This window comes from Paraburkholderia sp. SIMBA_027, from assembly GCF_046535315.1.
Taxonomy (GTDB): Bacteria; Pseudomonadota; Gammaproteobacteria; order Burkholderiales; family Burkholderiaceae; genus Paraburkholderia; species Paraburkholderia tropica.
The window spans coordinates 434,256-457,053 of record NZ_JAWRWY010000006.1; the positions used below are offsets into that span (position 1 = coordinate 434,256).

Annotated in this window: 21 protein-coding genes; 16 read left to right on the forward strand and 5 right to left on the reverse strand. The window is 64.8% G+C overall.

What is annotated here, in order from left to right:
• Window positions 1–112 precede the first annotated feature (112 nt).
• Window positions 113–364, reverse strand: coding sequence for a hypothetical protein (locus SB764_RS14560; protein WP_124262279.1), 252 nt, complete (start codon window positions 362–364; stop codon window positions 113–115).
• On the opposite strand from SB764_RS14560, the gene SB764_RS14565 reads away from it, so the two are divergent.
• The 7 genes from SB764_RS14565 (at window position 363) to rpsU (ending at window position 10,475) form a co-directional block, all read left to right on the forward strand.
• Window positions 363–1,592, forward strand: a complete 1,230-nt coding sequence (locus SB764_RS14565) for a flagellin (RefSeq protein WP_065065261.1) — start codon at window positions 363–365, stop codon at window positions 1,590–1,592. The genes SB764_RS14560 and SB764_RS14565 overlap by 2 nt on opposite strands.
• A gap of 157 nt (window positions 1,593–1,749) precedes the next feature.
• Window positions 1,750–3,336: a flagellar filament capping protein FliD gene (gene fliD, locus SB764_RS14570; protein WP_065065260.1), complete on the forward strand. Its 1,587-nt coding sequence runs from the start codon at window positions 1,750–1,752 to the stop codon at window positions 3,334–3,336.
• A 20-nt stretch (window positions 3,337–3,356) separates the two neighbouring features.
• The gene (fliT, locus tag SB764_RS14575; RefSeq protein WP_065065259.1) at window positions 3,357–3,656 is read left to right on the forward strand and encodes a flagellar protein FliT; all 300 of its coding nucleotides are present in this window, start codon (window positions 3,357–3,359) and stop codon (window positions 3,654–3,656) included.
• Window positions 3,657–4,002: 346 nt separating this feature from the next.
• Window positions 4,003–7,560, forward strand: a complete 3,558-nt coding sequence (locus SB764_RS14580; RefSeq protein WP_410863880.1) for a tetratricopeptide repeat protein — start codon at window positions 4,003–4,005, stop codon at window positions 7,558–7,560.
• A 13-nt stretch (window positions 7,561–7,573) separates the two neighbouring features.
• The gene (gene glf / locus SB764_RS14585) at window positions 7,574–8,674 is read left to right on the forward strand and encodes a UDP-galactopyranose mutase (RefSeq protein WP_110327870.1); all 1,101 of its coding nucleotides are present in this window, start codon (window positions 7,574–7,576) and stop codon (window positions 8,672–8,674) included.
• A gap of 228 nt (window positions 8,675–8,902) precedes the next feature.
• Window positions 8,903–9,844: an aldo/keto reductase gene (locus tag SB764_RS14590; protein ID WP_065065256.1), complete on the forward strand. Its 942-nt coding sequence runs from the start codon at window positions 8,903–8,905 to the stop codon at window positions 9,842–9,844.
• A 418-nt stretch (window positions 9,845–10,262) separates the two neighbouring features.
• Window positions 10,263–10,475: a 30S ribosomal protein S21 gene (gene rpsU, locus SB764_RS14595; RefSeq protein WP_006401410.1), complete on the forward strand. Its 213-nt coding sequence runs from the start codon at window positions 10,263–10,265 to the stop codon at window positions 10,473–10,475.
• 151 nt (window positions 10,476–10,626) lie between these two features.
• On the opposite strand, the gene SB764_RS14600 is transcribed toward rpsU, so the two are convergent.
• Window positions 10,627–11,265: a DNA-3-methyladenine glycosylase I gene (locus SB764_RS14600; protein WP_321901597.1), complete on the reverse strand. Its 639-nt coding sequence runs from the start codon at window positions 11,263–11,265 to the stop codon at window positions 10,627–10,629.
• Between the two features lie 211 nt (window positions 11,266–11,476).
• On the opposite strand from SB764_RS14600, the gene SB764_RS14605 reads away from it, so the two are divergent.
• Window positions 11,477–12,361, forward strand: coding sequence for a BadF/BadG/BcrA/BcrD ATPase family protein (locus SB764_RS14605; RefSeq protein ID WP_183713035.1), 885 nt, complete (start codon window positions 11,477–11,479; stop codon window positions 12,359–12,361).
• Between the two features lie 153 nt (window positions 12,362–12,514).
• Window positions 12,515–13,339 carry a Cof-type HAD-IIB family hydrolase gene (locus SB764_RS14610; RefSeq protein ID WP_065065253.1) on the forward strand — a complete coding sequence of 275 codons (825 nt, stop codon included), beginning with the start codon at window positions 12,515–12,517 and terminating at the stop codon, window positions 13,337–13,339.
• Between the two features lie 113 nt (window positions 13,340–13,452).
• Here the strand turns inward: SB764_RS14610 and SB764_RS14615 are convergent, their stop codons facing one another.
• Window positions 13,453–14,127 (reverse strand): histidine phosphatase family protein, encoded by a 675-nt coding sequence (locus SB764_RS14615; protein ID WP_176079565.1) that lies wholly within the window; start codon window positions 14,125–14,127, stop codon window positions 13,453–13,455.
• Window positions 14,128–14,252: 125 nt separating this feature from the next.
• Window positions 14,253–14,969: an aquaporin Z gene (aqpZ, locus tag SB764_RS14620; RefSeq protein ID WP_074982813.1), complete on the reverse strand. Its 717-nt coding sequence runs from the start codon at window positions 14,967–14,969 to the stop codon at window positions 14,253–14,255.
• A 285-nt stretch (window positions 14,970–15,254) separates the two neighbouring features.
• On the opposite strand from aqpZ, the gene SB764_RS14625 reads away from it, so the two are divergent.
• The gene (locus tag SB764_RS14625) at window positions 15,255–15,551 is read left to right on the forward strand and encodes an H-NS histone family protein (RefSeq protein WP_065065251.1); all 297 of its coding nucleotides are present in this window, start codon (window positions 15,255–15,257) and stop codon (window positions 15,549–15,551) included.
• A gap of 236 nt (window positions 15,552–15,787) precedes the next feature.
• Here SB764_RS14625 and SB764_RS14630 read toward each other — a convergent pair whose 3' ends face one another.
• Window positions 15,788–16,855, reverse strand: a complete 1,068-nt coding sequence (locus SB764_RS14630; RefSeq protein ID WP_065065250.1) for a glycosyltransferase family 4 protein — start codon at window positions 16,853–16,855, stop codon at window positions 15,788–15,790.
• 597 nt (window positions 16,856–17,452) lie between these two features.
• Here SB764_RS14630 and flhD point away from each other — a divergent pair.
• From flhD to SB764_RS14660, 6 genes are all read left to right on the forward strand, one after another.
• On the forward strand, window positions 17,453–17,770 hold the full coding sequence (gene flhD / locus SB764_RS14635; protein ID WP_065065249.1) for a flagellar transcriptional regulator FlhD: 318 nt from the start codon (window positions 17,453–17,455) through the stop codon (window positions 17,768–17,770).
• A gap of 301 nt (window positions 17,771–18,071) precedes the next feature.
• Window positions 18,072–18,593: a flagellar transcriptional regulator FlhC gene (flhC, locus tag SB764_RS14640; RefSeq protein ID WP_410863907.1), complete on the forward strand. Its 522-nt coding sequence runs from the start codon at window positions 18,072–18,074 to the stop codon at window positions 18,591–18,593.
• A gap of 317 nt (window positions 18,594–18,910) precedes the next feature.
• On the forward strand, window positions 18,911–19,771 hold the full coding sequence (gene motA / locus SB764_RS14645; RefSeq protein ID WP_074982811.1) for a flagellar motor stator protein MotA: 861 nt from the start codon (window positions 18,911–18,913) through the stop codon (window positions 19,769–19,771).
• Window positions 19,772–19,784: 13 nt separating this feature from the next.
• Window positions 19,785–20,945: a flagellar motor protein MotB gene (gene motB / locus SB764_RS14650; RefSeq protein ID WP_183038402.1), complete on the forward strand. Its 1,161-nt coding sequence runs from the start codon at window positions 19,785–19,787 to the stop codon at window positions 20,943–20,945.
• A gap of 58 nt (window positions 20,946–21,003) precedes the next feature.
• Window positions 21,004–21,378 carry a response regulator gene (locus SB764_RS14655; RefSeq protein WP_065065597.1) on the forward strand — a complete coding sequence of 125 codons (375 nt, stop codon included), beginning with the start codon at window positions 21,004–21,006 and terminating at the stop codon, window positions 21,376–21,378.
• Between the two features lie 83 nt (window positions 21,379–21,461).
• Window positions 21,462–22,798: Hpt domain-containing protein (locus tag SB764_RS14660; RefSeq protein ID WP_410863886.1), on the forward strand; the 1,337-nt coding region annotated here is incomplete at its 3' end.

A 22,798-nucleotide genomic window follows, 5' to 3' on the forward strand; every position in this document is an offset into this window, starting at 1 on the left:
GCGCGGAGCACCGCCCAATTCCGGCAATCGCGCGGGCGCATTAATCACTTTTCAGGCTGTAAGGTGAATGCCGTCGCAATGCCGGAGCAATGCCGGAGCAATGGCGTTTCAATTACGCAATTCGCATTGCCGCATATAAAACCGTATCAGGAAGCCATCGGCGCGCATCTTCGTCGAGCACGGTGCGATCGCCGGGAAAGCCCGCCACGCGGCGCATCGGCGGGGATGGCGCGGCTCCCCTGCAAGCAAGATTCAGGAAGGTGCTAAAGATTTTCCGGCCAGGGTCGTTATCACAAACAAGGCGGCCGGCCATCGCACCGCTGCCGTTACCAGGGCTGACTGGCCCCATCTGGAGAATATCCATGCTTGGAATCAATACCAACATCAACTCGCTCGTCTCGCAGCAGAATCTGACGGGCTCGGGTAGCGCACTTTCGCAGGCGATCACGCGCCTCTCGTCGGGCAAGCGCATCAACAGCGCAGCGGACGATGCAGCAGGTCTGGCGATCTCGAACATCATGCAGACCCAGATCAACGGTCTGAATCAAGGCGTGTCGAACTCGAACGACGGTACGTCGATGGTCCAAACCGCATCGAGCGGTCTGGCTTCGCTGACGAGCAGCCTGCAACGTATCCGCCAGCTCGCTACGCAAGCAGCGAACGGCTCGATGACGGACGACGATCGCGCGGCACTCCAGAAGGAAGTGACGCAGCAGATCTCGGAAGTGAACCGTATTGCGTCGCAAACGACGTACAACGGCATGAACCTGCTCGACGGCTCGATGGGCACGGTCACGTTCCAGGTCGGCGCAAACGTCGGTCAGTCGATCACGCTGAACCTGTCGCAAGACATGTCGTCGGCCAACCTCGGCACGGGCGTTCCGCAAGCTGGCAACACGCTGGGTTCGTTCACGAACCTGTCGCTCGACTCGACCGGCGCGCTGAGCTCGGACGCTGGCGGCGCAACGACGGCTGGCCCGGCAACGATCACGACGATCAACGTTCTGTCGGACGGCAGCGGCGGCTTCACCCTGACGGACCAGAACAACCAGGCTGTCAGCTACGCGGACGTCTCGGCTGCGTTCTCGGGCGCAGGCGTCACGTCGGATGCGAACGGCAACGCCGTCATCGATTCGAGCGCAGCTTCGGCAGGTGCAGCAGGTTCGACGTTCGCTTCGGCTATCGACACCGCCATGTCGGGTGCGAGCACCAGCGTCGGCTTCACGTCGGCAGCTGACGACGCAGTCGGCGCACAGATCGACTACCTCAACACGACGTCGAAGGTTTCGGACATCAACATCAGCACCGCAAGCGGCGCAAGCATGGCGATGGAATCGATCGACAACGCGCTGACCACGCTGAACAACCTGCAGGCAACGCTCGGCGCGGCACAAAACCGCTTCAGCGCGATCGGCTCGACGCAGCAAGCTCAGTCGACCGACCTGGCAAGCGCACAGTCGTCGATCCAGGATGCGGACTTCGCGCAGGAAACCGCCAACCTGAGCAAGGCACAGGTTCTGCAACAAGCTGGTATCTCGGTGCTGGCACAAGCGAACTCGCAGCCGCAGCAGATCCTGAAGCTCCTCCAGTAAGGCGCTTCCGGCTGCAGGCACCCGGCGCGCGGTTTGATGCGCGCCGGCCGTGCACCCGTCGGGAGGCTCGCCTCCCGATTGTCGTTTCCAGCATTACTGTTTTCAAACCGCACGTTAAACCGCGCTAACCCGCCTTGCCGACGCACGGAGCCTTTTCATGTCCACCGTAACCGGATCCACCACCAGCGCGATCGCGAGTGCCGTCGCTACCACGACAGCCGCCGCCAACGCAACGGTGCAGTCAGCCGCCCAGTCGATCATCAGCGGCTCGACCAATTCGTCGATGGACACCAATTCGCTCGTGACCGCGCTCGTCAATGCGAAGACTGCGGGGCAGGCTGCGACCATCGCCGCCACGCAGACGCAGGACAACACGCTGATCTCGGCCTACGGCACGCTCTCCGCGGCACTTTCCGCGTTGCAGGCAGCCGTCGAACCGCTCAGCGACGGCGCGACGCTCGGCACGTTCTCCACCACGCTGAGCGGCACCGGCGTGACCGCCTCGGCGACCACCGGCGCCATCGCGGGTTCGTACTCGCTCAACGTTTCGCAGGTCGCCACGACCCAGGTGCTCACCTCGGCGGGCTACACCGCGACCACGAGCCTCGCATCCGGCCCGGCGACGATGACGCTCTCCGTCAACGGCAAGTCGAGCACGATCAACCTGACCAGCTCGAACAGCACGATCGCGGGCATCGCGTCGGCGATCAATTCGGCCAGCGACAATCCTGGCGTGATCGCCACCGTGGTGACCGGCTCGGACGGCGCCCACCTGGTGCTGCAATCGTCCTCGACCGGCGCGTCGAACGGCATCAGCATCAAGGTCAACGACACCAATACCGATTCGAGCGGCAACGCCGACGCGCTGAACAACCTCGCCGTGACGACGACCGCCGGCGGAACGATTTCGAGCGCCAGCGACCTCACCGCGACGGACGGCAGCGGCAAGACGTACAACCCCAGCCAGTCGACCATTTCCGGTTCGGGCTGGACCCAGACGCAGGCCGCCCAGAGCGCGTACTTCACGCTGGGCGGCGTGGGCGTGACCAGCGACACCAATGCCGTGAAGTCCGCCCTGACCGGCGTGACGGTGAATCTCACGTCGGCGGCGGTCGGCACGACGCAGACGCTGACGATCGCGCAGGACACCAGCGCGGAATCCGCGGCGATCGACAATTTCGTCACGCTCTACAACACGCTCGTCACGACGGTGAACTCGCTGACGGCGTACTCGTCGACCTCGACTTCGCAGGGCGTGCTGCTCGGCGATTCGACGGTCAACATGATCCAGAATCAGCTCGCGAAGATCGTGGGCAGCGGCGTGGGCACCGGCACGGCGAAGTCGACGCTGGCCGCGATCGGCATCACGCTGCAGGCGGACGGCACGCTGTCGGTCGACGACACGACGCTCAGCGACGCGCTGCAGAACAACCAGTCGGTCGTGGCGTCGCTGTTCAATCCGACGACCGGCATCGCCGCGCAGCTCGACGACAGCATCACGAACTACACCTCGGCCGGCGGTATCATCCAGAACCGGACGGACGCCATCAACTCCGATCTGACGAGCCTCACGAACCAGCAGACGCAGCTCACCTCGTGGCAGGCCCAGCTCACCAGCATGTACACGGAGAAGTTCTCCGCGCTCGACACGCTGATGGCGACGATGAACAACAACTCGCAGTACCTCACGCAATTGTTCGGCGGCACCAACAGCGCAGGTGCGCTGGCCACCAACAAGAGCTAACGCCCGGCAGGGAGCGAACCATGCAGAACGCAAGCACGATCGAGCGCATCTGGGCGATGACGAAAGACCTCGAGCAGGCGGCCGCCGTCGGCGAGTGGGAACGTGCAACGCAGCTTGCGATGGAACGCTCCCCGTTGCTGATGTCGCTCGGCGCGCAGCCGCCGCAGGAATTCATGGCGCGTCTGCGGATGATCCACGAGATCGACGCACGCATCGTCGAAGCCGCGCGTTCCGCGCAGGTCGCGCTCGGCAGCGAGTACCAGGCGAGCATGCAGGCAAGCCGCAATGCGGGGCGTTATCTGAGCATGGCGCGCTACTGACATTACTGAAGCGCTGCCCGCTGCGCCCTGCGCGGCGCACGCATCGTCATCGAGCCCGCCTTGCGCGGGCTTTTTTGCGTCCGTCGTGAATGGGCGGGTTTTTCGTGCCGTCCGGGAGCCGCCCGCACGCGCGCCCGGCGCGGCAGAAAAGCGGGTCGCGACTGCCCGCCATCTGGCGTTCCCCAATTCTCTTCGGTCTCCGCGTGTTTTCGCCGGATTTCTCGCGCGAAACGCGCCTGGAGGGCAAATTAGCGCCCGTTTTGGCGCTAGCTCGGCCCATCGACGCGCGAACCCCCGCCTCATAATTTGACGGTTCCGACTTTCCGACGCACGTGCGCCTTTTGTCATGACCGCCTTCCTTACTCCGGATCGCCCGGCCTCGCCTGCGGCCGAAGCGCAGCACAATCGCGACGTGGCGCTCGCCATGCAGAGCGCGATCGAACATCATCGCCAGCAGCAGTACGACGCGGCCGCCGCGCTCTATCGCTCCGTGCTGCAAATCGCGGGCGATTACGCCGACGCGCACTATCACCTCGGCGTGCTGCTCATGCAAACGGGGCGCCCCGCCGATGCCGTGCCGCATTTCGAGGCGGCGCTCGGGCAGGTGCCGAAGAACGGTCAAATCTGGGTCTATTACATCAACGCCCTGGTTGCCAGCGAGCAGACCGAGGCGGCGCGCATGGCGCTCGAACTCGCGCGGCAGCACGGTTTGCCCGAGCCGGCCGTGCAGACGCTGCGTGCGCGCATCGAAGGGGAAGACGAAGCGCCGGTCGCGGCTGCGCCTGCGCCGGATACCGCCGTCGAGGCCGAGGCGAGCGCCGACGATGAGGGCGCGCCCGAGGCGGTGGCCGAAAGCGCATCCGAAGAAGCCGCGCCTGAGTCCGACGAAGCGGACAAGCGCGTGAAACTCGACGTTCGCCGCGCGAGCGCCAAGGAAATTCGCCAGTTCCAGCAACTCGTCAGCAGCGGCAAGCTCGACGCGGCGCTGAAGGCCGGACGTCGCCTGACGCAGCAATACCCGTCGCACGGCGATTGCTGGATCGAACTGGGGCGCATTTTGCAGAGCACGGGCCACTATGGCGAGGCCGTCGAGGCGGCCGAACACGCCGCCCGCCTGCTGCCGAATCATCTCGCCGCGCAGCTGGTGCTGGCCGACCGGCTGGTGGTGGCGCGTCAGTACGGCCGCGCCGCGGCGCACTGTGAGCGGGTGCTCGAAAAGCATCCCGAGAACGCGGCGCTGCATCGCAACCTGGGTTCCGCGTTGCTGGAACTGGGCCGGATCGACGAAGGCTTCGCCGAACTGCGGCGCGCCGTCGAGCTTGCGCCGAACAATGCCATCGAAATCGACGCGCTCGCGACCGCGCTGGGCAAGCACGGCTTGTTCGACGAAGCGGAAGCCACCTATCGCCGCGCGCTCGAACTGGCGCCGATGCAGGCGTCGACGCACAGCAACCTGCTGTTCTATCTGATGCACAAGCCCGACTTCGACGCAGCCAGCCTGTTTGCGGAGTTCCGCGAATTCGCCGCGCGTCACGAAGCGCCGCTGCTCGGCAAGCGCGTCCCGCACGCCAACGATCGCGATCCGGCGCGGCAACTCCGGATCGGCTTCGTGTCGGGCGACCTGATCAACCACCCCGTTGCGTATTTTTTCCTGTCGGTGCTGGAGCATCTGGCGCGCGATTCGAGCCTGTCGCTGCACATCTACTCGAATTACCTGATGACGGATGCGTTCACGGACCGGATTCGCCGCCACGCGCAGACGTGGACCGAAGTGTTCGGCATGAACGATCAGGCGGTGGCGCAAAAAATCCGCGACGATCGCATCGATATCCTGATCGATCTGTCCGGCCATACCGGACGCAACCGGCTGGTCGCCTTCGCGCACAAGCCGGCACCGGTGCAGGCAAGCTGGATCGGCAATCCGTCGACGACGGGTCTGGATTCCGTCGACTACTATCTGTCGGACCGCTTCGTCACGCCGTTCGAGTCGTTCGAGCGTTGTTTCTCGGAAAAGCTCGTGTTCCTGCCGGCGCTCGCGCCGTTCAAGCCGCACCCTGACGCGCCGGACGTCAATGAACTGCCGGCCCTGAAAAACGGCTACATCACGTTCGGCAGCTTCAGCCGGATCGTCAAGATCAGCAATGACGTCGTGGCGCTCTGGGCGCGCGTGCTGCGCGAAGTGCCGGATTCGCGCATGATCATCGGCGCGGTGGCGGCCAAGGATCAGATGATCAAACTGACGCAGATGTTCGCCGACGAAGGCATCGAGGTGAGCCGCATCAGCTTCCTGAAGCGCGCGGGTGTCACGACCTATCTGCAGCAGCACAATCTGATCGACGTCAGTCTCGACACGTTCCCGTTCGGCAATTCGACCACGACCATGCAGGCGCTGTGGATGGGCGTGCCCACCATGACGCTGCCTGGCGACTCGATGGCGAGCCGCAGCAGCACCGGCTGGCTTTCGCTGCTCGGTCTCGATGCGGCGTTCGTCGCGCAGGACAAGGACGACTTCGTGCGCAAGTGCGCCGCGCTGGCCGCGGACCCGACCGCGCTCGCGATCGTGCGCAGCGAGCTGCGCGAATATTGCCGCCAGTCCGTGCTGATCGACGCGGAGGCGATCGCCCATGCCGCGTCGCGGGCGTTCCGCATCATGTGGCAGCGCTGGTGCGATGGCCTCGCGCCGGAGCACTTCGAGGTGGAGGCGCAAGTCGACCGGACATCGGCTGCGATGGTGGTCGAGGCGGTGCCGGCCGAACTGGCCCCGGCGCCGACGGCCGTCCCCGCACCCGCGCGCGAAGCGCGTCCGACGTCCACCGAGGGCGCGCAGGGCGCTGCCGTCGCCGAAGCGATTGCCGCGACGTCGGCCATCGCTCAGGCGGGCGCCGTTCCGGCCAGCCAGCCAGCGGCGCTGCGACCGTGCTACGAGCAGGTCGTGGTGCTGTGCCCCGTCGTGACCACGGGCGGCCCGGAAGCGCTGCACCAGTTGGCCCATGTCATCAACGCCAACGGCGGCAACGCGGAGATGGCGTACTACGGTCAGGGCTCGAGCCTGATCGAGGACGGCAGCGTCTTGCGCGCGGCCTATGCGCCCAACGCCGAATTCGAGGCCGCTTACGCGCGCTATGCGCCGACTCCGCTGAAACAGGCGCCGCTGACGCCCAGCACGCTGATCATCTTCCCCGAGGTCCAGGCCGCGCGCGCGCGCAAGTTCCCCGGCGCGAAGCGTGCCGTCTGGTGGCTGTCGGTGGATAACGCGATCGGCTCGATACCTGAACTGGCCGACCCGGCCTATGCCGCGGAGCTGCTGAGCGAGCCGGGCATCCTCCACCTTTACCAGTCGGATTACGCGCGCCGCTTCCTCGAACGCCACGGCGCACGCGAAATTCTTCCGCTGTTCGACTTCATCAATCGCGACTATCTGGACGCGGACCTGAGCGCGTCGGCGCCCCCGCGAAAACTTATCGGGCTCTTTCCGCGCAAAGGCGGCGCGCTGGCATCGCGGTTCGTCGGCAAGCATCCCGATCTGCCGTTTGCGCTGATCCAGAACATGTCGCGCGAGCAGGTCCGCGCGACGCTCGCGCAGTGCGCCGTTTATATCGACTTCGGCCACCATCCGGGCAAGGATCGCGTGCCGCGCGAAGCGGCCGTTTCCGGTGCGGTGGTGTTCCTGCACGAACGCGGCGCCGCGAGCTGCTATGCGGATCATCCGCTCGATTCGTTCTATCTGTTCCGCGAACAGGACATCGAAAGCGGGCTGCTGCACGCGAAGATCACCACGGTGCTGGCCCGCCATGCCGAGCATTTCGCGAAGCAGCGGCTGTATCGACAGCGCGTCCTGCTGGAAGTGGACGAGTTCGCACTGCAGGTCAAGACGGCCTTCTTCGAAAAACAGTCACGCACCTGAAGCACCTCGTCAGATGAATATTCTTATCGTTGGCGCCGGCCTGTATGGATCGATTTGCGCGTATGAGCTGGGTCGGCAAGGCCATACGTGCAAGGTGATCGAGAAGCGCGAGCACATTGGCGGCAATGTCTTCACGCGATACGAAGAAGCCGCCGATTGCCATGAGCACGTTTATGGCGCGCACATCTTTCACACCAATTCCGAGAAGATCTGGAATTACGTGCGTCAGTTCGCGGACTTCAATCATTACGTCAATCGCGTCAAGGTTGCGCATGGCGACGCGCTGTACAGCTTTCCGATCAATCTGCTGACGCTGTACCAGGTGTTCGGCACGCGTACGCCGGAAGCGGCGCGCGAGCGCCTCGCGGCCGAGCTCGTGGCGAACGACAACCCTGCGAATATGGAGGAGTTCTGTCTTTCCGCGATCGGGCCGACGCTCTACACGCTGTTCATCGAAGGCTACACGGCAAAGCAGTGGGGGCGGCATCCGCGCGACATGCCGGCCGCCGCGGTGAAGCGGCTTCCGGTGCGCTTCACGTTCGACGACAACTACTTCAATGACCGGTATCAGGGCATTCCTGTCGGCGGCTATACGGCCATCATCGAAAAGATGCTCGAACGTGCCGAGGTGGAAACCGGCGTCGACTTCAACGCCGATCGCGACGCGTGGATGCGCGCGTATGACCTGGTCATCTACACCGGCGCACTCGATGCGTTCTTCGACTATCGATTGGGCACGCTCGAGTATCGCTCGTTGCGTTTCGAGCGCGAGATTCTCCCTGTGCGCGACTTTCAGGGCAACGCTGTCATCAACTACACGGAGCAGTCCGTGCCGTGGACACGTGTCATCGAACACAAGCATTTCGATCTGAGCCTGAAGGCCGACAAGACGCTGGTGACGCGCGAATATCCTGCGGCCTGGGAGCGCGGCCAGATCGAGTACTACCCCGTGAACAACGACACGAACGATGGGCTCTACCAACGCTATCGTGCGCTGGCGGACGCGCTGGGTCACAAGGTCCATTTCGGCGGACGACTCGCGGAGTATCGCTACTACGACATGCACCAGATCGTCGGGGCCGCGCTGGCGTTTTGCAGCCGGGTTTCGGCTTGATGGGACGCGCGGCGGTGCGCGTGTTGAGGTGTGAGGACGCAAGGCGCGGCTAGCGCACGGGCGGCGCGCATCGACGCGGGCGCGGACGGTCATGGCCTCCGCGCGACGGTGCCAGGCGTTGTGCGACGGCTCGCTGCAAGCCGACACAAGGCGGCGTATGCTCAGCCGTCTCGGGTCCGCCCGCGCGGCTGGCCCGCAGCCGTTTGCCCACCTCAATCTGGAGCCACCATGGAACAACGCAGGATCGGCACTTCCGCCTTGCAGGTCGCACCGCTCATGTTCGGCGGCAACGTGTTCGGCTGGACCGCCGACGAAGCCACCTCGTTCTCGATTCTCGACGCGTTCACCGACGCGGGCCTGAATTTCATCGATACCGCCGACGTCTACTCCGCTTGGGTGCCGGGCAACGAGGGCGGCGAGTCGGAGACGATCATCGGCAAATGGCTCGCGCGCAGCGGCAAGCGCGACAAGGTCGTGATCGCCACCAAGGTTGCCAAGTGGCCGCGCCATCCGGGGCTGTCGGCCGCGAATATCGAAGCCGCCGTTGAAGATTCGCTGCGTCGCCTTCAGACCGATTACATCGACGTGTATTTCTCGCACGAAGACGACCAGAAGGTGCCGCTCGAAGAAACGCTCGGCGCGTATCAGCGACTGATCGAGGCCGGCAAGATTCGGGTGGCGGGCGCGTCGAACTACACGGGCGCGCGCATCGAGGAAGCCCTCGCCGTCGCGCAGAAACACAATCTGCCCAAGTATCAGATCATGCAGCCGGAGTACAACCTGTACGACCGCGCCGCCTATGAGGCCGATCTGGAACCCGTTGCGCTGGCCCAGCAGGTTGCGGTCGTGCCCTATTACAGCCTCGCAAGCGGCTTTCTGTCGGGCAAGTACCGGTCGCGCGAGGATCTGTCGAAAAGCGCGCGCGGCTCGCGCGTGGAGAAGTATCTGGATCATCGCGGCATCCGCATTCTCGCGGCGCTCGATTTCGTGGCGGAACGCCACGGCAGCACGCTCGCGGCCGTGGCGCTTGCGTGGCTGATCGCGCGCCCGAGCATTACGGCGCCGATCGCCAGCGCGACGTCGCTCGAGCAACTGGAGAGCCTCGTGGCCGCCGTGCGCCTGAAGCTGGATCCGGCGGATATCCAGGCGCTCAACGAAGCGAGCGCCTGACGGCCGTCCAGTGCCGAGCCGAAAGCCGCGCGCGCCGCGCCGGCCGGTTAATCCAGGTGTCCTAACGGACATGGCGGGCGCGCCCGAGGCCGCCCGCCACGCAAGTCACTGAGTAGAATCAAGAAAGTGTGGTCTGCTGGATATTTTCCTGATATCATTGAGAGTGAATTGAGATCTTTGCCTGTTTTGTTGCCGTGTTCGTTACTGTTGGCGGCCGCAAACCGGCGGTCAGGTGTGTTGCAGCAAGGTCAACCTGATCGCGTTCCGCTGTGAACCCCCTACTTCTCTTTTCCGGCCTCCGTGGCCGCCTTGCCTCTCGTTCCGCCCCAGCGTGGCGAACGACCGGAGGGCCGGCGCGCGAAACGTCATTCGACATTCGCGCCTTTGAACATATCAAGTGTTTTGAGTTAGGAAATACATGACGACGATTCTTCTGAAGGAAAACGAGCCGTTTGAAGTGGCGATCCGCCGCTTCCGCCGCGCAATCGAAAAGAACGGCCTGATCGCTGAACTGCGTGAGCGCCAATCGTACGAAAAGCCGACGGCCGTGCGTAAGCGCAAGAAGGCAGCTGCAGTCAAGCGCCTGCACAAGCGCCTGCGCAGCCAGATGCTGCCGAAGAAGCTCCACTAAGAGCTTTTTCAACGCTTCGGCGTTCCGCCAGACGGCGGCGCATGCTTCGCAAGAAGCTGCGCCGCCGTTTGCATTTCTGCGCGGTTTTTCTCGCGCTGTCACGCCGCCGCTTTATCTGCCCCGCTAGTTAACCGTCACGCCCGGAATTCGCTCAGGTGCCGGCTTGCGCGCGCGATTTCGCGGGTGTGGCCTTGCTCTTGGCCTTCGCTTTGCTCTTTACGCCGCCAAGCGCGGCGCAGGCGTCCCGACAACTGCAATCGCGTTCGTGGTCGTTCACCATGCCCACTGCCTGCATGAACGCATAGCAGATGGTCGTGCCGATGAACTTGCAGCCGTACTTCTTGAGCGCCTTGCTGAGCGCGTCCGAAACATCCGTGGACGTGGGCGCGTCGCGATACGACGCGAGATCGTTCTGAATGGGTGTGTCGTCGACGAATGACCAGATGAACTGCGCGAGCGAACCGTGCTCCGCGCGAATCTGCTGCACGGCGCGCGCGTTGAGGATGGCCGACTCGATCTTGGCGCGATTGCGCACGATCGAGGCGTCCTGCATGAGCGTTTCGACGTGCTTCGGCGTGAAGCGCGCAACCTTGTCGACGTCGAATCCCGCGAACGCACGGCGATAGCCTTCGCGCTTGTTGAGGATCGTGGACCACGACAGCCCGGCCTGCGCGCCTTCGAGGATGAGCATTTCGTAGAGGTGCTGGTCGTCGCGCGAGGGCACGCCCCACTCTTCGTCGTGGTATTGCGCGAGTGCGTCGCTCGTCACCCAGTTGCAGCGGTGTGTCACGGTGAATTCTCCTGGCCGGTGGCGCGTGCGGTGATATCCGATCGCGCCAAGCATAGCGGATCGCGCTCGCCGCGCCACCTGGCCGTCCGGCTAATTGTGCGAACCGCGCCAAGCCGTTAGTCTCTGCGGCACGGCGGGATTTTGCGGCGACGCGGTCCATCGCTTCACCCTTGATTCGACATTCAACGGCGCGCGCGGCGCGGCAAACACTATGCAGACAGATACCTGGTTGATCGGCGTGGACGGCGGCGGCACCGGCACGCGCGTCGCGCTCGGCAACGCACAAGGCGTGGAGGTCGCGCGTGCATCGGCGGGACCGTCGGGACTGGGCCTCGGTATCGTGCGAGCGTGGGAATCGATCGAGGAAGGCGCGCGCGGCGCGTTTGCGCAGGCCGGTGCCGCATTCGACTGGTCGCATTGCGTGCTCGGTTGTGGCCTCGCGGGCGTAAACAATCCCGACTGGCTCGCCGCGTTTCTCGGCTCGGCGCCGCCGGTTGCGGGCCTCGCTGTCGAGAGCGACGCCTACACCACGCTGCTCGGCGCACACGGCGGCGAGCCGGGCGTGGTGGTCGCGCTCGGCACCGGCAGCATCGCGGCGGCGCTCGACGCGCGCGGCGATTGCCGTATCGCGGGCGGCTTCGGCTTTCCTTCGGGCGACGAGGCGAGCGGCGCGTGGTTCGGTCTGCGCGCGATCGTCTGGGCGCAGCAGTCGCTCGACGGACGCGTCGAGCCCGACGCGCTGTCGCAGGCGCTGCTCGCGCAGACGCAATCGCGCGACCGCGAGAGTCTGATCGTCTGGCAGTGCGCGGCCAACCAGACCGCCTACGCGAGTCTCGCGCCCGTCGTGCTCGCGCATCGCGAGCATCCTTTCGTGCGCAAACTGCTCGCTGAAGCCGGCGAAGCCATCGCGCGCCTGATCGGTGCGCTCGATCCTGCCGCGTCGCTGCCCGCCGCGCTTGCGGGCGGTCTCGGTCAGCCGTTGCGCGAATGGGTGCCGCAAGCCGTGCGCGAGCGTCTGCGTGCGCCGCTGGCCGACTCCGCGAGCGGCGCGTTGCGGCTTGCGCAGCGCGAAGCGGTTCGGCTCGGGCGTGCCTGAATGCGCCGGAATGCGCCTGAATCGGGTCGAATCCGCTCGATCCGGGTTCAGCGCGCGGCGCGTGCAGCGTGCCGGGCCTCGCCGGGCCGCTGCCACGCCGCCAGGCACAAGGTGCTAGCATTCAGGGTTTCCCCGCTCTCCGCCAGAATCGCCATGTACAAGGTCATCGCAACCGATCTCGACGGAACGCTGCTCAACGCCGACCATCAGGTCGATCCGTTCACGGTTGCCACGCTGCAAACGCTCGACGCCCAGGGCATCCGGTTCATCATCGCGACCGGCCGCCATTATTGCGATGTCGCGGCCATTCGCGGCGTGCTGGGCGTGCCCGCGTACCTGATCACCTCGAACGGCGCGCGTGTGCACGCTCCCGACGACGCGCTGATTCACGCAAGCAATTTGCCGGAACCGATGATCCGCCGCCTCGTCGCGCCGGACACCGTCGGCGCGCATGGCCGCGTGATCGTGAGCCTCTACACCGACAAGGAATGGTTCATCGACCGCGACGCGCGCGAGCTGCTCGCATTCCATCAGGACTCGGGTTTCACGTACCGCGTGACGGACGACCTGGCCACGCTCGGCAGCGCGGGCATCGCGAAGGCCTTGTATATCGGCGAGCCGGCCGATCTCGCGCATGTGCGCAGCCGCCTCGAGCGCGAGTTCGGCGACGCGCTCTACATCACCTACTCGCTGCCCGACTGTCTCGAAGTGATGGTGGCCGGCGTGTCGAAGGGCCGTGCGCTGCGCGTGGTGCTCGAGCGTCTCAATGAGCAGGCCGCGCGTTGTGTGGCGTTCGGCGACAACATGAACGACATCGACATGCTCGAAACGGCGGGTCATCCGTTCATGATGAACAACGCGAATCCCGATCTGATCACGCGCCTGCCGCAGGTGCCGCGCATCGGCAATAACTTCGAAGCGGGCGTGGCGCATCACCTGCGCAAGCTGTTCGCAATCGAAGACGAAATCGCGCGCTGATTCCGGCGCGCATTTCAGCGTTCATTCCGCGTTATTTTTTTCGCGATTTCCGCGGGTGTCGGCATTGCCGATGTAAAGGCGCGGCGTTGAAGAATGCGGCGCCTTTATAGCCGTTATTGCGACGCGGGCAGCATCGCGCAGGGACAGTCGTCGGCGCGTCCATCGAGACCTTCGCGGTCGTGCGAGAAACTCGCGCGCGGCTGCTCACCGCTCCAGTCGATACGCACGACGTAGATGCTGTCGAAATCGGCGCTCTTCCATTTCGGCACGTCGGCCGCCTCGCCGCCGTGCTCCGCCACGATCTTGCGCACGAGCGATTCGATCTCGCGATGTTCCCAGCCGATCAGCACGGTGCGTTTGTTCCACGCCGGATCGAGCAGCGTCTTTTCGAGCGCGTCGGTGTGCGAATGGCCGTAGGGCGTTTGAATCGGCAAGCCGAACTGGATGGCGGTTGGCTCGACGGTCGCGAGCGGGCGCACGTAGTAATAAGCGTGGCCGCGATCGTCTTTCTGCTCGCCCGGATCGGGCGCGAACACGGCGTCGGGCTTGCCGTATTTCGCGGCGATCACCGCGGGCAGCGCGAGCGCCCGATTCAATCCTTTGCAATTGAGCTGGCCGAGCCCCGCGTCGGGCTTCTCGCCGTGACGCACGAAAATCAGCGTCTCGACGTCCTGGCCGGTTTTTGCCTCGGCGCTGCGTGCGCCCGAGAGCGCGGTCACAGCCAGGGCCGCGACGATCGCGCAGTTTTTCGCACGGTGCGCCAGCGTCGAATATCGTAAATGCGTCATGCTGGCGCCTTGATTTCGGGGTGATCGGGTCGTCCGATTCTAGCCGAGCCAACGAAAACGGGCGCCGCAGCGCCCGTGATTGTCGCGTGCGGGCGCAGGCCCGCACATGGCGTGACAGCGTTCGATCAGGCGTCGCGGCGACCCGCGATCAGCGGATACACCACGCCCGCGATCACCGCGCCGATGATCGGTGCGATCCAGAACAGCCAGAGTTGCGAGATGGCTTCGCCGCCCACGAAGAGCGCCGGGCCGGTCGAGCGCGCCGGATTCACCGAGGTATTCGTGACGGGAATCGAAATCAGGTGGATGAGCGTGAGGCACAGGCCGATCGCGATCGGTGCGAAGCCGGCGGGCGCGCGCTTGTCGGTCGCGCCGAGAATCACGAACAGGAAAAACGCGGTCATCACGACTTCGCAGACGAAGGCAGCGGTGAGCGAGTAATGACCCGGCGAGTGATCGCCGTAACCGTTGGTGGCGAAACCGCTGGCGACGAGGTCGAAGCCCGGCTTGCCGGAGGCGATGCACGCGATGACCGCCGCACCGATGGTCGCGCCGATGACCTGCGCGACGATGTACGGCACGAGGTCGCGTACCGGAAAGCGGCCCGCAACCGTGAGGCCGACGCTGACGGCCGGGTTCAGGTGGCAGCCCGAGATATGACCGATGGCGAATGCCATTGTGAGCACCGTGAGGCCGAACGCGAGTGCGACGCCCACGAAGCCGATGCCGAGACCGTGAACCGGGCCGGCGAAGCTGGCGGCGAGCACCGCGCTGCCGCAGCCGCCGAGTACGAGCCAGAACGTGCCGAACATCTCGGCGAAAAGCCGTTTGGATAAGTGCATTGTGTGACGCCTCAATAAGTCATTTGATGGGGCCGCTTATTGCACCGGCTCCAGGAAATGCCAGATTCTAGGCAGTCGCGTAAAGTGTGGGTGTCAAGGATTGTCAATTCTGATGTAATTGTTCTCATTATTGCGACAGATGCGTTCCGAATTTCATCGACAGTGCCAAATGGCTATTTATCGAATATCGCTATAAAACAGTATTAATAGCGATTGCTAATTCGCCGCATTGCGTCTAATCTCCGTTCGAGTCGGTTACATTGACAAAGAAGGGGGGAGGGAAAAATGTCGCAATATTCAGAACTCAAAGCCCAGATCGCACGTCTGCAGGAGCAGGCAGACGAGGCGCGGCGCACCGAAATCTCGGACGTCATCACCATGATCCGGGAGAAGATCGCGGAGTACGGCCTGTCCGCGCAGGACCTCGGCTTCGCCGTGGCCGCCCGGCGCGGACGCCCGCCCAAGAAGGCGCCGCTGCCGCCGCGCTATCAGGACCCGAAGTCCGGCGCCACGTGGAGCGGGCGCGGCAAGCCGCCGAAATGGATCGCGGGCAAGAACCGCGAGCGATATCTGATCGCTTGATCGCGAGGGCGTCCGGTCGCCCGCGCGCGCGTCGTTTTCGTCGCATCGCGTATTTGCTTATCCAATAAAAAGAGCCGCATGATTCATGCGGCTCTTTTTTCGACTGACGGCAAAGCAATGCTAATGCTCGTTGGCAATCGTTGATGCAAATCGCAATTACGCTGTGCGCAAACGATTCACTTTGCGGTTTCTTCCCCTTTCCGGGCATTTATCTCAGAAAGGGGCATGCAGCCTGATTAGCCTCCCGCGGCGACACGGCGCAACATCGGACGGCGAGCCGCTTCGATCAGCGTCGAATAGCTTTCGAGATAATTACTGGCCATGGTGTGCGAAGTGAAACGACGTTCGAATTCCGCGCGAATGGTGTCGCGCGAGAGCGAGTCGATGTTTTGCAGCGCGGCCACGGCGCCCTGCGCGTCTTCGCAGATAAAACCGGTCACGCCCGGCTCGATCACCTCGGGCACCGAGCCGCGGTTGAACGCGATCACCGGCGTGCCGCACGCCATTGCTTCGATCATCACCAGACCGAACGGCTCCGACCAGTCGATCGGGAACAGCAGCGCCTTGGCGCCGGACAGGAACTCGGGCTTCTGCGCTTCGTTGATTTCGCCGACGAACTCCACGTGCGCCTGCGAAAGCAGCGGCTCGATTTCCGTCTTGAAGTAGTCCTGGTCGACCTTGTCCACCTTCGCGGCGATCTTCAGCGGCAGGCCGGAGAGCGCGGCGATCTTGATAGCCGTGTCCACGCGCTTTTCCGGGCAGATGCGGCCGAGAAACGCGAGGTACTCGGGCTTCTTGTCGGTGCGCGGCGTGAGCAGATCCTTCGGCAGGCCGTGATAGATCGTGTTCAGCCAGTTCGCCTGGTGCAGCGGCTGGCGCTGCGAGTCCGAGATCGAAATCACCGGCGCTTGCGGGAACGAGTCGAACACCGGCTGCAATTCGGGCAGGTCGAGACGGCCGTGCAGCGTGGTGACGAACGGCGTGTCGAGCGTCGAGAACAGCGGGAACGGCAGGTAGTCGAGGTGGAAGTGCAGCACGTCGAACTCGTGGGCCATGCGGCGCACGCGTTCGAGCAGCACGATGTGCGGCGCGAGCGCGTCGCGCACGGTCGGGTCGAGGCGCAGCGCGCGCGGCCAGGCGGCCTCCAGCTTTGCCGAGGTGACCGAATCGCCGCTGGCGAACAGCGTCACGTCGTGGCCGAGGTCGACGAGCGCTTCGGTCAGATAGGACACGACGCGCTCGGTGCCGCCGTAGAGCTTCGGCGGAACGGCTTCGTAAAGTGGCGCAATTTGGGCGATTCGCATAGGTCTGATCTCCTTGGCAAAGACCGCGTGAAAGGCGTTTGGTGAACGCGGTCACTGCGGTGGTCATGCGGTTTGGGGTTATCCCTGAGTCCGATTATGAAGATTTGAGAACGCGTGACGAGTTGTTTTGCAATCCCTTAATGTTGTTACAGCGGGAAACACCGGCTGTAAGGACGCGTTGCAAAGCGTGACGTGCGAGGCGCAGCGAATGAGCAAACCGCATTCCCGAAAAATCAATAGGTTCCGGCCCTCTGAAATAAAGGCGAATGACCGTGCATATCTCTGTTACGCGTCAATGAATTCGCTTTTATAATCTCCAGAGGAATGCGGCGGTTATGCCAATAACATCGTTAGTTGCCCTTCCTCTCGCCCCTTTTGCTTCTTTGTCAGAAAAACACCTACACATTAAGCGGTGTTTTTCTTGCATCGCGTCGCGGCATCCTTCCGATTTTCATTTGGGGCCACCCTAGCCACAATGCGGGGACGACCACTAAACGGGCCGTTCGCCTCGCCTTGCGCTGTCCGCGCTGCGTCGAACGAGCAAACGTTTCCGCACCAGGCCTGACCAGCCGCTACGTTTCGAATTCGGGGGTATCCATGAGCGCGACGACGCAAAGCGACATGCTCAGCGAGATCAAGGAAGTGAATCTGTCGTACCTGTTGCTCGCGCAACGTCTGTTGCGCGAAGACCGGCCGACGGGCATGTTCCGTATGGGCATCTCGGAGCAGCTGGCCGACGTGCTGGCCAATCTCACCTTCGCGCAGACGGTGCGCCTCGCCGCATCGAATCAACTGCTGTGCCGCTTCCGCTTCGACGATCACGCCATCCTTGGCGCACTCGCCGACAAGGGCAAAGCCGCGCAAACGCATTCCGCCATCCTCATGGCCGGCCAGGGCGTCGAGCAGGTCAACTGACCTGCCGCCCGGCTTACCTCGCGGCCCGCTGGCGCCGCGCCCATCCAGGATCCACGCGTGATCCATTCGGGGGTCTATGGCGACACTAACGGCGACGCATGCCGCGGCAGGCGCGGTCTCTCAGGCTGCGCCCTGCGCACTGCTGGATTCCGCGGCCGGTTCCGCGGATACGAACATCAGCACCGGCGACACCCTGCAGGACAGCGGCACACCCGCGGCGAAGCCGTCCACCCAACCCGCGACGAAGGGCGCGGCGAAGGGCACCACTAAGGGCGCAAGCCGCGGCGCGCCGCGCAGTGTCGTGCTCGAGGTCAAGGAAATCGCACTGGCGATCGAAATGATCGAACTCGGTGCACGCCTGCAGATGCTCGAAGCGGAAACCTCGCTGTCGCGCGACCGCCTGATCCGTCTTTACAAGGAAGTGAAGGGCGAATCGCCGCCCAAGGGCATGCTGCCGTTCTCGACCGACTGGTTCATGACGTGGCAGCCCAACGTGCATTCCTCGCTGTTCTACAACACGTTTCTGTTCATGAGCGGACAGGGACGCTGCGACACCGTGCGCGCGATCGTGAAGAGCTACCGGCTCTATCTCGAACACATGCGTCTGCACGACGAAGAGCCCGCGCTGAGCCTGACGCGCGCCTGGACGCTGGTGCGCTACTTCGCCTCCGGTCTGTTGCAGCTGACGTCGTGCTCGCGCTGCGGCGGCCGTTTCGTCGCGCACGCCCACGATCCGCAACGCAGCTTCGTCTGCGGACTGTGCCAGCCGCCTTCGCGCGCAGGGCGCACGCGCCGCAACGCCGAAGCGGTTCACGCTTCCTGAGTGCGGGTGCGCGCGTGCTTCGGCCCGATCCCGCGCATCCAGAAAGGGCGACAGATTGCCGCTGTACGCCACGTCCGGCACCGTCGCGGTTTGCGTCCTGCTTTTCACCGCGCCTTTCACCCCGCCGCCTTGCGCCGGATTGCCCCTCGCCGCCCGCGCCGCGCGGCGCGCTCCGGCGATCCGGCCCTCCAGCGTTTGCGTCTGCGAGGGTCGCGTGCGGATCCAATCCCAAAGTTTTTCGCACTGGTGCCGTAAACCCAACTAAGGGCGCGGGCCAATGACGGTCCGCGGCGCATTCTTCCAGTGAGGGTCCGGCAGTGCTGATTATCGTGGGAACACTCGTGACGTTGTTGTCGGTCTTCGGCGGCTATGCGATGGAGGGCGGCCATCTCGGCGCGCTCATGCAGCCCGTGGAAGTGCTGATGATCGCCGGTGCGGGCGTCGGCGCGTTCATTCTCGGCAACGGCATCAAGACCATCAAGGCCACGCTCGGCGTCCTTCCGACGCTCTTCAAGGGCGCGAAGTACAACAAGGACGTCTACATGGAGCTGCTCGCGCTGCTCTATGTCCTGCTCGCGAAGGCGCGCAAGGAAGGGACGCTCACGCTCGAAGCGGATATCGACGATCCGCAGAAGAGCCCGATCTTCACGCAGTACCCGAAGATCCTGGCCGACAAGCACATCGTCGAATTCCTGAGCGATTACCTGCGTCTGATGGTCGGCGGCAACATGAATGCTTTCGAGATCGAAAGCCTCATGGACGAGGAAATCGAAACGCATCACGCCGAAGGCGAAGCGCCCGCGCACGCGCTCTCGAAGGTGGGCGACGCGATGCCGGCGTTCGGTATCGTGGCGGCGGTGATGGGCGTGGTGCACACGATGGCGTCGGCCGACAAGCCGCCCGCGGTGCTCGGCGAGATGATCGCCCAGGCGCTCGTCGGCACCTTCCTCGGCATTCTGCTTTCGTACGGTCTGATCGGCCCGCTCGCCTCGCTCGCCGAGCAGCGCGTGACCGAGTCGACCAAGATGTTCCAGTGCATCAAGGTGACGATTCTCGCGAGCCTGAACGGCTACGCGCCGGCGATCGCCGTGGAATTCGGCCGCAAGGTGCTGTTCTCGACCGAGCGCCCGTCGTTCTCCGAACTGGAAGAACACGTGCGCCGCGTCAAGGCGAAATAAGGCGGGCGGCCCGATGAGCAACAACAAGGACCGCGCCATTGTCGTGAAGCGCGTCGCCCCGAAAAAGGGCGGCCACCACGGCGGTGCATGGAAGCTGGCCTACGCGGACTTCATGACCGCGATGATGGCGTTCTTCCTGCTGATGTGGCTGCTCAGCTCGGCCTCGACGGTGCAGTTGAAGGGCATTGCCGACTACTTCAACCAGCCGCTCAAGGTCACGCTGTGGGGCGGCGATCGCAGCGCGGAAGACTCGTCGATCGTGAAGGGCGGCGGGCGCGACATCTCCTCGCAGGACGACGGCGTCACGCGCCGCAGCGACGGCATGACCGCGCGCACCGACCGCAGCACGGTCAAGCACAACGACGACGAAGCTTCGAAGACGCAGCAAGGCTCGCTCGAGCGCCAGGAACAGGTGCGCCTGCACGATCTGCAAGTGAAGCTGATGGCGGCGATCGAGGCGAATCCGGTGCTGCGCCAGTTCAAGCAGCAGATCCGCATCGATTCGACGCTGCAGGGCCTGCGCATCGAGATCGTCGACTCGCAGAAGCGGCCGATGTTCGCGACGGCGCGCGACGTGGTCGAGCCGTACATGCGCGACATCCTGCAGGCGATCGGCAAGACGCTCAACGACGTGCCCAACCGCATCGTCGTGCAAGGCCACACCGACGCCGTGCCGTACGCGGGCGGCGAGAAGGGCTATAGCAACTGGGAACTGTCGGCGGACCGCGCGAACGCGTCGCGCCGCGAGCTGATCGCGGGCGGCATGGACGAGGCGAAGGTGCTGCGCGTGCTGGGTCTTGCGTCGACGCAGAACCTGAACAAGGCCGATCCGCTCGATCCCGAGAACCGGCGCATCAGCATCATCGTGTTGAACAAGAAGTCGGAAGAGGCGTTGATGCACGACGACTCGACCACGACCACGCTGTCCGACGACGCGGCGGGCTCCGGCAAGGCGCTGTCTGCGGGCGCGCTGATGTCGGGCGGCCCGGCTGGCGGCGCGGCCGGTTCGGCAAACAGCAGCGCGCCGGCGATGCAGAAGCTGCCGCCGCTGCTGTCGGCCGCGCCTGCGAAGCTCGCGCCGGCGGCGGCCGTCGCACCGCCCGCGCCGAATGTAGCACCGGCGGTCGCACCCGAGCTGGCGCCTGCGTTGCCCGCCAGGTCGGAGGCGCCGTGAGGCCGGGGAACGACAGCAACGGGACAACGGCGGCGTGGCAAGCGCGAACGAGGAACGGATGATCCGAAATATTCTGGCGATCGACGATTCGGCGTCCATGCGGGAGATCCTGCGTGCGGCGTTCGGCTCGGCGGGTTACGAGGTCACGGTGGCCAACGACGGCGAGGACGGTCTCGAGCATGCGCTCGCGCAGCGTTTCGACCTCGTGCTCACCGACCTGTACATGCCGCGCATGGGCGGGCTCGACCTGATCAAGCGCTTGCGCGACAACCCGTCGTACCAGGAAACGCCGATCCTCGTCTTGACCACGGAGTCGGATGAAGGCTTCAAGGCGGCCGTTCGCGAGGCAGGCGCGACCGGCTGGATCGAAAAACCGGTGGATCCGGAGCTGCTCGTCGATCTGGCGAGCGCGCTCGGCGAACCGAACACATGACATGAGGCGCGCTGCGGCGGTCGGTTTGCACTGCCAACGGCAGACGCAGCGGCCACCCACGCATTAATCGCGGTGAAAGAGCAATGACTCTCGACATTACTCAGTTCTATCAGACGTTTTTCGACGAGGCGGACGAGCTGCTCGCGCAGATGGAGCAGCTTCTCCTGAACCTGAACGTCGGCCGCCCCGATCCCGAAGATCTGGCGGCGATCTTCCGCGCGGCGCACTCGATCAAGGGTGGCGCGGCGACGTTCGGCTTCACGGCGCTCACCGAGACGACCCACATCCTGGAGTCGCTGCTCGATCGCGCGCGCAACAACGAACTCGTCCTGCGCAAGGACATGATCGACACGTTCCTTGAAACCAAGGACGTGCTTTCCGACCAGCTCGCCGCGTACCGCGCGAGCGCCGAGCCCGACGCGGCGGCCGCAGCGGCCGTGTGCGCGAAGCTCGAGCGTCTCTACGCGGAAAGCCGCGGTCTGCCCGCCGCCGAGGCGGCGCCGGCGCCCGTGGTGGCCGCGCCCGCGCCGATCGCGCCGCCGCCCGCACCGGCGATGGACAGCGAAGAAGATCTCGACGCGGCGTTCGAAGCGAACCTGCCGTCGGCGCTGGCTGCCGCCGCGCCGGCCGCGGCTGTCGCGGCCGGCGGCGCGCCCGAGCACGTCGTCGACGAGGCGATGCAGGCGACGCCCGCAGCACCCGCGGCACCCGCAGCGCCTGCGGCACCGGCCGCTGCCGGCGCCGAAGGCCCGCATCTGCGCATCACGCTGCGCAAGGTCGACGCGAAGGATCAGGAACTGCTCGCCGAAGAACTGGGCAACCTGGGCCGCATCGTCGGTCAGCTCAAGACCGGCGACGACATCACGCTCTGGCTCGAAACCGACGTGCCGTCCGACGACATCGTCGCGGTCTGCTGCTTCGTGATCGACGAAAGCCAGATCTCGATCGGCCGGGGTTCCGCGCCGCAGGACGACGCGCCCGCCGAACCGGCGCCGCTCGCCCAGATTCCCCCGGCGCCCGCCATGCCGGCCGCGCCCGCACCTGTCGCCCCCGTCGCAGCCGCGCCGGCGGCTCCGGCAGTCGCGGCTGCGCCCGTGGCCGCACCGGCTGCGCCTGTCGCCGCGCCCGCTCCGGCGGCACCGGCCGCTGCCGCGCACGCCGACCACGAACGCAAGGCGCGTCCGGCCGCCGCCGCATCGGCGGAAGGCAGCTCGATCCGCGTGGGCGTGGAGAAGGTCGACCAGTTGATCAACCTCGTGGGCGAGCTCGTGATCACCCAGGCGATGCTGGCGGAAACCAGCAGCGCCTTCGATCCGGCGCTGCACGACCGCCTCTTCAACGGTATGGCGCAGCTCGAGCGCAACGCGCGCGATCTGCAGGAAGCGGTGATGTCGATCCGCATGATGCCGATGGATTACGT